At 66.2% G+C, this 13,884-nt stretch carries 11 protein-coding genes; 3 read left to right on the forward strand and 8 right to left on the reverse strand.

All coding sequences use genetic code 11. The annotated features are described in order from the left end of the window. Window positions 1-4: 4 nt before the first annotated feature. From ROZ00_08080 to ROZ00_08115, 8 genes are all read right to left on the reverse strand, one after another. Window positions 5-1,141, reverse strand: coding sequence for an MFS transporter (locus tag ROZ00_08080; protein MDT3736165.1), 1,137 nt, complete (start codon window positions 1,139-1,141; stop codon window positions 5-7). A 43-nt stretch (window positions 1,142-1,184) separates the two neighbouring features. Further along, entirely contained in the window at window positions 1,185-1,430 is a 246-nt protein-coding gene (locus ROZ00_08085; GenBank protein ID MDT3736166.1) for a YdcH family protein, read from the reverse strand. Window positions 1,431-1,471: 41 nt separating this feature from the next. After that, entirely contained in the window at window positions 1,472-2,626 is a 1,155-nt protein-coding gene (aroC, locus tag ROZ00_08090) for a chorismate synthase (protein MDT3736167.1), read from the reverse strand. A 267-nt stretch (window positions 2,627-2,893) separates the two neighbouring features. After that, complete coding sequence (locus ROZ00_08095; GenBank protein ID MDT3736168.1) at window positions 2,894-4,561, reverse strand: long-chain-fatty-acid--CoA ligase; 1,668 nt, start codon at window positions 4,559-4,561, stop codon at window positions 2,894-2,896. 91 nt (window positions 4,562-4,652) lie between these two features. Next, window positions 4,653-5,102, reverse strand: coding sequence for a CBS domain-containing protein (locus tag ROZ00_08100; GenBank protein ID MDT3736169.1), 450 nt, complete (start codon window positions 5,100-5,102; stop codon window positions 4,653-4,655). 78 nt (window positions 5,103-5,180) lie between these two features. Then, a complete protein-coding gene (locus ROZ00_08105) occupies window positions 5,181-8,432 on the reverse strand; it encodes a UvrD-helicase domain-containing protein (protein MDT3736170.1) in 3,252 nt (1,083 codons plus the stop codon). After that, window positions 8,429-11,146 (reverse strand): PD-(D/E)XK nuclease family protein, encoded by a 2,718-nt coding sequence (locus ROZ00_08110; protein MDT3736171.1) that lies wholly within the window; start codon window positions 11,144-11,146, stop codon window positions 8,429-8,431. Before ROZ00_08110 ends, ROZ00_08105 begins: the two co-directional genes overlap by 4 nt. A 15-nt stretch (window positions 11,147-11,161) precedes the next feature. Next, window positions 11,162-11,485 (reverse strand): ferredoxin family protein, encoded by a 324-nt coding sequence (locus tag ROZ00_08115; GenBank protein ID MDT3736172.1) that lies wholly within the window; start codon window positions 11,483-11,485, stop codon window positions 11,162-11,164. A 252-nt stretch (window positions 11,486-11,737) separates the two neighbouring features. Here ROZ00_08115 and trxA point away from each other — a divergent pair, with 252 nt between their 5' ends. The 3 genes from trxA (at window position 11,738) to rpmE (ending at window position 13,786) form a co-directional block, all read left to right on the forward strand. Further along, entirely contained in the window at window positions 11,738-12,064 is a 327-nt protein-coding gene (gene trxA / locus ROZ00_08120) for a thioredoxin TrxA (protein ID MDT3736173.1), read from the forward strand. Between the two features lie 152 nt (window positions 12,065-12,216). Then, on the forward strand, window positions 12,217-13,476 hold the full coding sequence (rho, locus tag ROZ00_08125; protein MDT3736174.1) for a transcription termination factor Rho: 1,260 nt from the start codon (window positions 12,217-12,219) through the stop codon (window positions 13,474-13,476). 91 nt (window positions 13,477-13,567) lie between these two features. Then, on the forward strand, window positions 13,568-13,786 hold the full coding sequence (gene rpmE / locus ROZ00_08130) for a 50S ribosomal protein L31 (protein MDT3736175.1): 219 nt from the start codon (window positions 13,568-13,570) through the stop codon (window positions 13,784-13,786). Window positions 13,787-13,884 lie beyond the last annotated feature (98 nt).

The following is a 13,884-nucleotide window of genomic DNA, read 5'->3' on the forward strand; positions in this document are numbered from 1 at the left end:
TTAGCTAGGCAGGCCGCCAGCCGCGCCAGAGGATAATCATGCCGGCCAAGGCGAAGGCGGAACTCATCGTATATGTCAGCTCGGCACCCGTTGCATCCCAGGCCCAACCGCTGAGCAGCCCTCCCAGCATACCGCCGGCACCGAAAGACACGCTGCCGTAGAGCGCCTGCCCGCGCGCCTGGTGACGGCCGGCAAACCAGCGATTAACCGCGGCTACCGCCGCCGCGTGATAAGCGCCGAACGTCGCCGCATGCAGCAACTGCGCGACCAAAACGACCGCCAGCCATTCGACGCCCCAGCCAATCAAGAGAAAGCGCACGAATGCGCAGGCAAAGCTGAACAGCAGGATGGCGCGCAGCGGAAAAGCGTGTAGCAGGCGCGGCAGGTACAGGAAGACGACGATTTCGGCCACCACACCCAGCGTCCACAAAAAGCCGACCATGGTCGTGCCGTAGCCGCGGCTGACGAGGTAGATCGAATAGAACACATACAGCGCGCCGTGCGCCGCCGCCATGAAGAAGCAGGCGGCGAACAGGGCCTTCACTTCCCGTCGGCGCAGGATGTCGCCGATCGGCAGGCGGTCGGTCTCGTGCCTTTCTTCCCGTTTTTCCGGAAGCACCAGGGCGCAGGCGAGAATGCCGCCCAGGATCGCCACCGAAACCCACAAGGTCGCCGAAAGCGGCAGGCGGTCGAGCAGCCAACCCAGTCCCAGAACCGCGGTGATGAAGCCGACCGAGCCCCACAGGCGGATCGCGCCGTAGCGGCTGGCCTGCGCGCCGAGGTGCGTGAAAGTCAGCGCCTCGACCAGCGGCAGCGAAGCACTCCAGAAGAAGGCCAGCAGCGTCATGCCGATAAAGAACCCGGCGAAGCTCTGCGTGAAGAAAAAGCAGGAAAAGCCGAAGAGGCTCATCAGCGCCGCGCCGCGCACGATCGGCGTCTTGGCGCCGAGCCGGTCCGCCAGCCAGCCCCACAGGTTCGGCGCCAGCAGGCGCATGACCTGCATCAGCGACATCAGCACGCCGATGTCCCAGGCCGAGAACTCCAGCGACTTCAGGTAGAGCGTGAAGTAGGGGGAAAAGGCGCCGATGAAGGCGAAGTAGAAGAAGTAGTACGCCGACAGGCGCCAGTAGGGAACCATCAGGCGTGAAATGCGGACGGGGCGCACAGCGCCCCGGGTCACCGCCTTATGCCTTGTAGGCGCGCAGCATGGCGTGCAACTCGTCCTTCAGCCTGAGGCGTTCCTTCTTCATGTCCTCTAGGGCCTCATCCATCACTGGTTCCTCGTTTTCCTCGATGCGCCGGATATCCTTGTTTACGCGGTGGTACTCGTCGAAGAGCTTGGCAAAGTGGTGATTGCCGGTCTTCAACTGGTGGATGGCGTCCTTGTACTCGGGGAATTCGTGGTGCAGGTCGTGCTGCTGCAATTCCATGATGCTTTCCTTGATTGAAATGAAATCACCGGTCGTGGCGCTCAGGCCTCGTCCGGTTCGGGATTTTCCACGGCGGCACCGATCGGAGCTGCCGTTTTCGGTGCGCGCGCGGCGATCTTCGGCGTCGGGCAGCTGACGTCGCCGCATTGCGCGCGGTGGCGCAGCGCGTGGTCCATCAGCACCAGCGCCAGCATGGCTTCGGCCACCGGCGTGGCACGAATGGCAACGCAGGGATCGTGGCGTCCATGGGTTTCCACCGTCACGGGCCGGCCCTGCTTGTCGATCGACCGGCGCGGCAGGCGGATGCTGGAAGTCGGCTTGACGGCGACATGCACGACGACTTCCTGTCCGCTCGAGATGCCTCCCAGGGTACCGCCGGCATTGTTCGAGAGATAGCCCTCCGGCGTCATTTCGTCCGAATGCTCGGTGCCCCTTTGCGCAACACTGGCAAAGCCGGCGCCAATTTCGACGCCCTTCACGGCATTGATGCCCATCATCGCATAGGCGATGTCCGCGTCCAGCCGGTCATACACCGGCTCGCCCCAGCCGACCGGCACGCCCTCGGCCACCACGGTGACCTTGCCGCCGACCGAATCGCCCGACTTGCGCAATTGGTCCATGTAGTCTTCAAGCTTCGTCACGCAGTCCGGATCGGCGACAAAGAAGGGATTGGCGTACACGCCCTCCCACGACTTGAACGTTATCCCGATCGGCCCGAGTTGCGACAGGCAGCCGCGCACGACGATGCCATAGCGCTCGCGCAGCCATTTCCGGGCGATGGCGCCGGCCGCCACGCGCACCGCCGTCTCGCGCGCCGAGGCGCGGCCACCGCCGCGGTAGTCACGGATGCCGTATTTCTGCCAGTAGGTGTAGTCGGCGTGCCCCGGCCGGAAAGTCTCGGCGATGTTGCCGTAGTCCTTGCTGCGCTGATCCTCGTTGCGGATGAGCAGCGCAATCGGCGTGCCGGTGGTACGGCCCTCGAAAACCCCGGAGAGGATCTCGACGGTGTCGGATTCGCGCCGCTGCGTGACGTGGCGCGAGGTGCCGGGCTTGCGCCGGTCCAGTTCGACCTGGATGTCTGCCTCGCTGAGCGCCAGACCCGGCGGACAGCCGTCGACGACACAGCCGATCGCCGGGCCGTGCGACTCGCCAAAGGAAGTGACGCAGAACAGTGTGCCGAGGGTGTTGCCGGACATGGGGCTGGCTGGAGTGAATTCAAGCGCGAGTTTATCATAGGGACATCATTCGCTTCCCCGGTAGCCATGAGCAAAAGTCAGTCCCGGCGGCACGGCGCCAAAGGCCCCAAGAAACCCGCACCCGATCAGCCTGTGCCGAATTCCGCCATCCAGCCGGCAACGCGGTGGCAGCGCACGCAGCGCTATGCCTGGGACAAAGGGGGCGCCAAAGGCGGGCGAAAATGAAAAAGGCCGCTGCAGGCGGCCTTTCCCCATGCAGCCTCTTGATTACTTGGCCACTGTTTCGTCGCGCAGTGCCCGGCGCAGGATCTTGCCGACGTTGGTCTTCGGCAGCTCGGCGCGGAACTCGACCAATTTCGGCACTTTGTAGCCGGTAAGGTTTTCCTTGCAGTGGGCGATCACCGCCTCTGCGCTGAGGGCCGGGTCTTTCTTGACAATGAAGATCTTCACCGCCTCCCCCGACTTCTCGTCCGGCACGCCCACCGCCGCCACCTCCAGCACGCCCGGGTGCATGGCGACAACCGCCTCGATCTCGTTCGGATAGACGTTGAAGCCGGAGACCAGGATCATGTCCTTCTTGCGATCGACGATGCGCACGAAGCCCTTCTCGTCCATCACGCCGACGTCGCCCGTACGCAGGAAGCCGTCAGACATGATGACCTTCGCGGTCTCCTCGGGGCGATTGTAGTAGCCGCGCATCACCTGCGGGCCGTGGACACAGATTTCGCCGGCTTCCCCGATCGGCAGGTCGTTGCCGGCATCGTCGCGGATGGCGACCTCGGTCGAGGACACCGGCAGGCCGATGGCACCGTTGTACTCCTTCAGGTCGAGCGGGTTGATGGTCGCCGCCGGCGAGGTTTCCGTCAGGCCATAAGCCTCGATCAATGGCACCCCGGTGACCTGTTTCCATTTGTCCGCCACCGCCTTCTGCACGGCCATGCCGCCACCAAGAGTGATGCTCAGCCTGGAGAAGTCGAGCTTGGCGAAATCCGGGTCGTTGAGCAGGGCGTTGAACAGGGTATTCACGCCGGTGATGGCCTCGAAGGGATGCTTGGACAGTTCCTTGACGAAGCCCGGGATGTCGCGCGGGTTGGTGATGAGCAGGTTGCTCCAGCCGATCTTGAAGAAGGTCAGGCAGTTCGCCGTCAGGGCGAAGATATGATACAGCGGCAGCGCCGTGACGATGGTGCCCTGCTCGGGCAGGAAGGGCTTCAGCCAGGCGTGTGCCTGCTGCAGGTTGGCGATGATGTTGCGGTGGGTCAGCATGGCGCCCTTGGAAACGCCCGTCGTCCCGCCGGTGTACTGCAGGAAGGCGATGTCCTCGTGGCCGACCTCCACCTCCTTGAAGTCAAGCCGGGCGCCGCGCGCCAGGATGTCATTGAAGCGCACCGATCCCGGCAGGCTCCAGGCCGGTACCATCTTCTTTACGTGCCTGACGACGAAGTTGACGATGGCGCCCTTGGGAAAACCGAGCATGTCGCCCAGGCTGGTGACGATGACGTGCTTGACGGGGGTTTTGGCGATGCATTCCTGCAGCACGCTGGCGAAGTTCTCGACGATGACGATCGCCTCGGCGCCGGAATCCTTCAACTGGTGCTCGAGCTCGCGCGCCGTATAGAGGGGATTGCAGTTCACCACCGTGTAGCCGCCGCGCAGGATGCCGTAGATGCTCACCGGGTCCTGCAGCAGGTTGGGCATCATCACGGCGACGCGCGCACCCTTGGCCAGGCCCAGCGACTGCAGGTAGGCGGCAAAGTCGCGCGTATGCCCGTCCAGTTCGCCGTAGGTGATCGACTTGCCCATGTTGGTATAAGCGACGCGGTCGCGGAAAGTGCGCACGCTGCGGTCGAACAACTGGCCGATCGACTTGAATTCATTGACGTCGATCTCCGCCGGCACGCCGGCGGGATAGCTCTTGAGCCAGGCTTTCTCCATTTCCCCTCCTGAGACTTGGTATCGGTTTATTTGACAGGTAACGAGACAACCCTGCGCGCCGGTGGCGGCGCGCAGGACAAAACATCGAGAATCAACTGCCGCCGGCCTCGGCAGGCCAGTCGCGGATGTAGGCCTTCAGCATGCGGTTCTCGAAGCTCTGCTCCTCGAGCACCGCCCGCGCCACGTCGTGGAAGGAAATGACGCCCATCAGCGTGCCGCCGTCCATGACCGGCAGGTAGCGCATGTGATGCTCGATCATCAGGCGGCGCAGATCGTCGACTTCCATCCCCGGACCGGCCACGACGGGCTCGCGCACCATGACGCCCGAAATGGCCATGCCGCCCCAGGCTGCACCGCCCTGCTGTACAGCCTTGAGCACCTCGCGGAAGGTCAGCATGCCGACCATGCGCCCCGCATCGAAGACGACGAGCGAGCCCACGTCCTGGCCAGTCATGATCGCCACAGCATCGGCCAGCGTCTTGCCTGGCGCGATCGTGAACAGGGCCTGGCCCTTTACCGCAAGAATTTCGCTGACTTGCATGCTGTCCTCTTGGTTTTTTATGGCTTTATAGAAATTTCATCTTAGTCGATTGCGACCGGCCGGGAAAGAGTATTTACTCTAAATTTCCACGAACCCGCCGTCGCTGAAAACCAGCCCGCAGCGCACCGGACGGCCCGGGAAGAGCGCACCGACTGCAGCCCGGTACCCTTCCATCTGCGCACGATAGGCTTCCTGCAGGGCCGCTTCCGGTCGGCCGCTCTTGTAGTCGAGCACCCAGAAGCCATCCGGCATCTCGACCAGCCGGTCGATCCGCCCCACGCTCCCGTCGGGCAGTGCAAATTCGGCCTCGTTGAGCGCCCGCCGGTAAGCTGCCGGATCGAAGAATGCCTTCAACCGAGGCGCATCGAGGATGGCCCGGGCTGCCGAGCGGAACGCCGGCCAGTCGGCCGCCGGGATGCCCTGCGGCGGCCGACCGTCATCGCCTCCGGAACTGAGCCAGTCGAGGGCCGCATGAAGTTGCGTACCGTAGGCCATGCCGGGACTGGCCGCCTCACGTCTCCGTCCCGCAGGGCCAAAGGCCAAATGCTGCGGCGGCGCGGTCGGGGGCGACACGGCAGGGGGGGGCGCGTGCGCCAGCGCCGGCGCCTCGCCGTGCACACCCTCGCCGCTGCCGAGGGCGGCAAGCGCCGCCCCGATGCGTTCCCAGAAACTGGTTTTTGTCCTGCTGCGCTCGGCGGCAACGCCGCTGGCAATGAAGAACTGGCGTGCCCGCGTCATCGCCACATACAGCAGGTTGAGTTCCTCGCGCGCGGCAAAGTCCGCCTCGGCTTCGATCAACGCCGACCGGCGCGCACCGCATTCATCCTTGCGCCCGAGCACCGACAGGTGCGCCGGCCGCGCCGATTCCGGCGGCCAGTCGAGCAGCAGCGACCAGGCCTCCGGCGGCTGGTGCGCGTTGTGGGCGTCGATCAGCCAGACGATCGGCGCCTCCAGCCCCTTGGCGCCATGGATGGTCAGGATGCGCACGCGGTCGCCGGCTTCCGCTGCCTGGATCGTTCCCTCGTCCGGCGCCTCCTCGTCTCCCGCCCCGCCCAGCCGCGCCAGTTCATCGAGGAAGCGCGGCAGGCTCGGATAGCGCCCGGCATCGAGGCGCAGCGCCAGGGCGATGAAGGCCTCGAGGTTGGCCGCCACGCCCGGCCACATGGCTTCCGGTGCCGCGGCGCGATAGCGCGCAACGACGTCGCCTTCGTGGTAGACGCGGTCGAGCAGATCATGCACCGGAAGATGCGCGGCGGCTTCCCGCCAGCCGGCCAGCAGGCGGGCGGCACGGGCCAGCACCGCCGAAGCCGCGCCCTCCTGCGCGCTCGTCTGCAGACGCTGCCACCAGTTCGGCTCATCGCGCCCGGCCAGGTGCAGCAGGTCTTCGTCGCTCGCCCCCAGCGTGGGCGAGCGCAGGGCGTGGGCGAGGGACAGGTCGTCCGCCGTGGCCACCAGGCAACGCATGAGTGCCGTCAGGTCGGCGGCTTCGAGCGTGCGCAGCAGGCCGCCGCGGCCGACGCTGAGATAGGGAATGCCCGCGGCGCGCAGCGCCCGCTCGAATTCGGGCAGGACGCCGCGCCGGCGCGTCAGCACCATGATGTCGCCGTAGCGCGCCGGACGCGGACGCCCGCTGTTCTGATCGATCACAGCCCAGCGGCCGACCATCTCCCCGACGCGCCTCGCCAGCAGAGCCGCCTCGTCGCGGCGGCGGCCATCTTCCGCCACCGCCTGCGGTGAAACCAGGGGATCGCGCAGTTGGGCGGACAAGGACTCGCCCGCTTCCCGTGCGCACAGGGGCAGCAATTCCACGCGGCCGGGCAGGGTTTCGTTCAGGCTGCGATGCGTCCTGAAATGGGCGAACTGCGGCGCGTCGGCAAAGACGCGGTTCACCACCTCGATGAGGCTCGGCGCATTGCGCCGCGTCGTGTCGTTGGCCAGCATCCGCGCGCCATAATCGGCCCGCAGGAAATCGGCGGCGCAGTCGAAGACGCGCGGCTCGGCACGGCGGAAACGGTAGATCGACTGTTTCGGATCCCCCACGACGAAGACGCGCGGCCGGGCCGCGTCCGGCGCGCCGTAGGCGGCCAGCCAGGCCAGCAGGATCTGCCACTGCAGCGGATTGGTGTCCTGGAACTCGTCGAGAAGGATGTGCCGGTAGCGCGCATCCAGCCGCGCCTGCAGGAAGGCGGCGTATGACGCATCGGCGAGCATGCGCGAGACATGCCATTCGAGGTCGGCGAAGTCCATCAGCCGGCGTTCCCGCTTGTATTGTTCGAGCGCCTCCATCCAGGCCATGCCGGCGGTAAAGGCGTGCACGTTCAGCTCGTAGGCCTGCTCCTCGCGTCGGGCATCCGCTGTCGCCAGCACCCGCTCGCCCAGCCATGCATGCAGCTCGAGCAGGCGGGCGGCGGCGGCGCCGAAACGCTTGTTCGCCTCCTTGCTTTCTTTGCGCTTGCGAAGCGTGCCTTTCTCGGTCAGCAGGGCGGCGGCGACCAAGTTGAATCGCGCTGCATTGTCGTCGGTGGCAAACGCCGATTCCAGTCGGGCCGCCACCTGCAACTCGCTGTCGAGGTCGCTGCGCCGCAGGATGCCGGCGTACTCGTGCAGCTTGCGCATGAACAACTCGTCGGCCAGCAGTCCGTCGATGGCGGCGGGCGTCTCCCCGACGCCGAGGCACTCGCGCAGGCCGGCCAGGGCCCGCGCCGGCGCGGCCTCGCCCTCCCCCGCATAGGCATGCCATTCGGCGCGCCGGTCGGACAGGTGGAACAGCAGCTTGCGGGTCGCCTCCAGGCCGAGATGCTGCAGCAGCCACAGCAGGGAGGCCGCCGCCGCATCGTTGCGCCGGCCGCAGGCCGCCGCGAAGAGCTGCCACACCTCGTCCTTCAGGCGGGCGCCGGCCTCATGCAGGACGAAGCCGGCCAGGTCGCTGGACAGCGGCGCGCCCTGCACCAGGCGCGCGAACCAGCCGTGAAAGGTGCTGACGGTCAGCGGTGGCTGGGCGGACAGCATCCGCTCATAGAGGCCGCGCGCGCGCGCCAGCGCAGCATCGATCTCCTCCGGCGGCACCGCACGCTGGCGCAGGAAGTCGCGCACTTCGTCGTCGCTGCCGACAGCGAGCAGGCGCAGCCAGTCCGAGAGGCGTTCCTCGATTTCGCGCGCCGCCTTGCGCGTGTAGGTGATGGCGAGTATCTCGCCCGGAGCGGCGCCGTCGAGGAGCAGGCGCAGGATGCGCGACACCAGCAGCCAGGTCTTGCCGCTGCCGGCGCAGGCCTCCACCACCACGGACTGGCGCGGGTCGAGGGCCTGGCGAATCAGGTCCGCGCCGCTCATGACGGCTCCCCGATGTGGTAATCCCGGCGGCACAGGCCTCGCATCTCGCACCAGGCGCAGGCCGCATCGACGCCATGCGCCGGCAGCGCGGCGCCGGCCCGCAGCGCCTCGATGGCGGCCGCCAGCCGCGCTGCTTGCGCGCGAGCCATGTTTTGCACGTCGGGCAGAGGCACGTCGACGGGCTTGTCGCCGTCCAGGGCAACGTAGGCCGCCTCGTCCACCCGTACGCCCTGCAGGAGGGCGTAACACGCCAGTTGTACGTCCTCTGCCGGGTCGGCGAGACGCTGCTTCAGTCCCTGTGCATTCTTTGTCTTGTAGTCGAGTACCGCCTCGCTGCCGTCGGCCCGGCGATCCAGGCGGTCGACGCGGCCGTGCAGCACCACCTCGCCGCCGTCGCCCAGGGGCAGGGCGATTTCGCGTACCAGTTCGCCCCCGGCGTAGCGCCAGCCGGCGGCCTCGCGCGCCTTCTGCCAGCCGAGGTAGCCGGGCGCGCACTTGAGCCAGCGCGCCAGCCAGGCGTGCTCGAGGAAGTTTTCCTCGATTTCGGGCGCAAACACCTCGTGGCTGACCGCTTCCAGTTCAGCCGCCAGCGCCTCATCCAACTGCCCTGACAGCCGTGGATGCGCGGCATGGAAGCGCTGCAGGATGCGGTGGACGAATTCGCCGTAATCGCGCTTTTCCAGCGCCTCGCGCACTTCCTCGACCTCGACGAGGCCGAGCATGCGGCGCGCGAAGAACTGGTAGGGGCAAGCCACCAGGCTGGCATAGGCGCTGGCCGACAGGCGCAGCGGCACCCGTTGCGGCGCAGCGGGGCGCGGCATGCTCGTGCCGCCGCCAGGTTGCGGTCCGAATGCATTGATCCCGGCATCCGGCGCGGCCATCAGGTCGTCGCCCCAGGCGCGCCGGTGCAGCACCGACAGCAGGCTCAGCTCCGGGCACAGCAGGTTGGCTTCGTCGCCGCGCATCGTCTGCCAGGTGGCCGTCACCTCGCCGCTGGAGACGATGAGGCCGGCGAGGTCATCGCGCAGGCGCGCCACCGCTTCTGCCGGCAGCGACAGTCCGAGTTCGACGCGCACCGCCTGGCTGCCGAACACGGCGCGGGAGCGCACGGGTGCCAGATTGTCGCGGTCGGCACCGATGAGGACGGCCGCATCGAAGCGACGCAGCCGGGTGGCCGCCAAATGGGTCATGACGAGCGGGCTGTCGATGCTGCGGTCGACGAAGGCCGCGCTTTCGAGTTCGCGATTCAGCCACTCGCGCCACTCGCCGAAAGTCAGTCGCGCCGATACGGCGGACAGCTCCTCTCGCCGCGTGCGCAGCAACTCGAGCAGGGCCGCCCCGGCTTCGTCGCACGCCAGTCCGGGCAAGGCGCCGAGCGCATCCAGCGCCTGTTCCAGCCCGGCAAGCCAGTCGGCAACCGGGGCGCTGCCGCGCGGCATGGGGCGGCGCGCCGCCGCCACGCGCTTGATCAGGTCGACCGCAGCGCCGTAGCCGGCTTGCCGCGCCAGCACCGCCTCATAGCGGCCGAGGCCATAGGCCAGGTTGTGGCGCGCCAGCCCATCCTCGAGCTGCAGCAGGCCGGCCTGCCGCGACTCCTCCGGCTGGTCTGCGAAGACAAAGGGGGATTTGAGGAGGTCGAGCAGGTCGCGATGATAGGCGTCGGCCGCCACCACCTCCAGCCAGGCATCAACGAGAGCTGCCGCCCGCGTGGTGGAAAGCTTCCATCCTGTTTCGTCCTGCACCAGAATGCCGTCGCGCTCGAGCAGCGCCCGCGCACGCCTTGCCGCCACGCGATCGGCCGCCACCAGGGCTATGGATTTCCGGCCGGCGGCCAGCCAGCGACGCACCTCGGCGGCAACGGCCGCAGCTTCCTCTTCCAGGCTGGCGGCGCCGATCAGCCGCAGGCGTCCTGCCAGCGAGCTCTCCGGCAGGGCCGTGCGCGCGACCTCGGCCCGCGCAGCCAGCGGCAGCGGTTCGTCTGTACCGGGCGGCCAGACGAAATTCAGCGCCCGCATCAGCGGTTCGGCGACATCATCCCGCTGCGGCTGGAAAACCGTCACGGCCTGCCGCACCGCCCATGCCTGGCAGAAGGCCGCCTCGACCGGCCGCGGCTCACCCTCGCACAGCATAAACAGCGGTGCTGCCGCCTTCCCGGCAAGCTGCGCCAGCGCCTGCGCCATGGCGGCATGGCGGCCAGGGGGGCCGGAGGCCTCTGCCCGCCAGAGACGGTGCACCACCTCAGCCTCGAAGCGCAGGGGTTGCGAGCCGCGTGCATCGTAGGCCTGCTCAAGGCGGGCAAGGAATTCGTCCTCGTTCTGCGGCAGGCCGATGGCCCGCTCGTTCAGCTCGTCGAAGAGCGAGATCAGTTCAGCGCAGATCTCCCACAGGGCGCTGTCGGCAAACCAGCCGCGCTCGCGCAGCAGCCGGTAGAGCGTCAGCTGGCGCTGGCTGTCCGGCTGGCCGCCGGCATTGGCGACGGCCGCCAGCTGGGCCAGGGTAGCGATGCGCGGCAGCAGCAGGGCGCAGCCGGAGGCCGCCGCCAAGGCCTGGCGCAAAGGGGGCGCCAGGGCCGGGCTGGGCAATACGATCAGGAGCGGGGACAGGTCAGGCAGTTGCGCCCGGCAGACCTCGACGATGCGAAAAGCGCAGTCAGCGACGAAGTCCGCCGAGGCGGGGATGCGATGGGTGATGACGGGGCGCGCGGCCTCGGGCATGGCCAGCGCGGAAATTCAGCGTTCCAGCTTGTCCAGCTTGTCCTTCGCCTTGGCCCACTCGTCCGCATCGGGCAAGGGATCCTTGCGTTCGACGATGGGCTTCCACAGCTTGGCCAGCTCCGCATTCAGCGCCGTGAAATGCTTCTGCGCATCGGGCACGTCGTCCTCGGCATAGATGGCCTCGACCGGGCATTCGGCCACGCAAAGGGTGCAATCGATGCACTCATCGGGGTCGATGACCAGAAAATTGGGACCTTCACGAAAGCAATCGACCGGGCAGACATCCACGCAGTCGGTGTACTTGCACTTGATACAGGCTTCGGTCACCACATAAGTCATGGCGGTGTTCCTTCGTGTTCTAAGGGATGGCGGAATCAGGATTGTGTATGCGGATATTAGCATAGGGCAAGGCGCCCCTCCGGCGTCGATTCCCTTTCTCTTCCCTTGCGGCGGCTTTTTCGCTACGATAGCCGGCACAAGCAAAAAGCAGCCTAGCAAACCCCGGCTTTTATTCCTGCACTACCGCATCACGACCCTTGATCTTTCCCGGCGCACAGGCGGCCGGCCACCCAATACCATTGCGAGGAAACAATGAGCGAGCACATTCATTACGTCACCGACGCCAACTTCGAGTCCGAGGTGCTGCAATCGGCCACTCCCGTCCTGGTGGACTACTGGGCCGAATGGTGCGGTCCGTGCAAGATGATCGCCCCGATCCTGGACGACGTCTCCAAGGAGTATGCCGGCAAGCTCAAGGTGGCCAAGCTCAACATCGACGACAATCAGGAGACGCCGGCCAAGTTCGGCATTCGCGGCATCCCGACGCTGATGCTGTTCAAGAACGGCAACGTCGAGGCGACCAAGGTCGGCGCCCTCTCCAAATCGCAGTTGACCGCCTTTATTGACAGCAACCTCTGAAAGACTTACAGTCCGCCTAAGTCTTCCCCGCGCCGCGGCAGAAAAAAAACGGTTCTACGGCGGCGCGGATTCGGTTTCAAACCCCAAACCTTTTCCCCCGAACTTTCCAAGTTCTCCTTTCCGTTTCGCTACATCACCACCTCTGGGTCCTTATGCACTTATCGGAGCTCAAAACTCTCCACGTCAGCCAGTTGCTCGACATGGCCATTGCCAGCGAGATCGACGGCGCCAGCCGGCTGCGCAAGCAGGAACTGATCTTCGCTCTTCTCAAGAACCGCGCCAAGAAGGGCGAGAGCATCTTCGGCGACGGCACCCTGGAGGTGCTGCCCGACGGCTTCGGCTTCCTGCGCTCGCCCGACACCTCCTATCTGGCCGGCACCGACGACATCTACGTCTCCCCCTCGCAGATCCGCCGTTTCAACCTGCACACGGGCGACTCCATCGAGGGCGAGATCCGCACGCCGAAGGATGGCGAGCGCTACTTCGCCCTGGTCAAGGTGGACAAGGTCAACAACGAGCCGCCGGAGAACTCGAAGAACAAGATCCTCTTCGAGAACCTGACGCCGCTGCATCCGACCGAGGTGCTCAAGCTGGAGCGCGAGATCCGCGCCGAGGAGAACATCACCTCGCGCGTCATCGACATGATCGCGCCGATCGGCAAGGGCCAGCGCGGCCTGCTGGTGGCCAGCCCGAAGAGCGGCAAGACGGTGATGATGCAGCACATCGCCCACGCCATCACCGCCAACTACCCCGACGTCGCCCTGATCGTGCTGCTCATCGACGAGCGCCCCGAGGAAGTGACGGAGATGACACGTTCGGTGAAGGGCGAGGTGGTCGCCTCGACCTTCGACGAGCCGGCTTCGCGCCACGTCCAGGTCGCCGAAATGGTCATCGAGAAAGCCAAGCGCCTGGTCGAGCACAAGAAGGACGTCGTCATCCTGCTCGACTCCATCACCCGCCTCGCGCGCGCCTACAACACCGTGGTGCCGGCCTCCGGCAAGGTGCTGACCGGTGGCGTGGACGCCAACGCCCTGCAGAAACCGAAGCGCTTCTTCGGTGCCGCCCGCAACATCGAGGAAGGCGGCTCGCTCACCATCATCGCCACCGCCCTGATCGACACCGGCAGCCGCATGGACGACGTCATCTACGAGGAGTTCAAGGGCACCGGCAACATGGAGATCCACCTCGAGCGGCGCATGGCGGAAAAGCGCGTCTACCCGGCCATCAACGTCAACCGCTCGGGCACGCGCCGCGAGGAACTCCTTCTCAAGCCGGAGATCCTGCAAAAGGTCTGGGTACTGCGCAAGCTGCTCTACAACATGGACGACCTCGAGGCGATGGAATTCCTGCTCGACAAGATCCGGGCAACGAAGAACAACGCGGAATTCTTCGACGCCATGCGCAGAGGCTGAGCCCCGGATTGCAAAGCCCATGATTTTGAGGGATAATGCTTGATTTTCGGACGGCCACATTCGCCGTCCCCCTGTTTGACAGAGGAACCCCATGAAAGCCGATACCCATCCGAATTACGTCGAGATCGATGTCGCCTGCAGCTGCGGCAACAAGTTCAAGACCCGCTCCACCAGCGGCAAGCCGCTGCATGTCGAAGTCTGCTCCGCCTGCCATCCCTTCTACACCGGCAAGCAGAAGATCGTCGACACCGCCGGCCGCGTCGAGCGCTTCCGCCAGAAATACGGCACGAAGAAGCAGGCCGCCGCCTGATCTGGCGGCTAGGCAGCGAAAAGGCAGCTTCGGCTGCCTTTCTTTCTTTTCGGAGCAGGTAAAATCCCATCGCCGGCGTATAACAACCCGAAACCGAC

The organism is Denitratisoma sp. (assembly GCA_032027165.1).
GTDB lineage: Bacteria > Pseudomonadota > Gammaproteobacteria > Burkholderiales > Rhodocyclaceae > Desulfobacillus.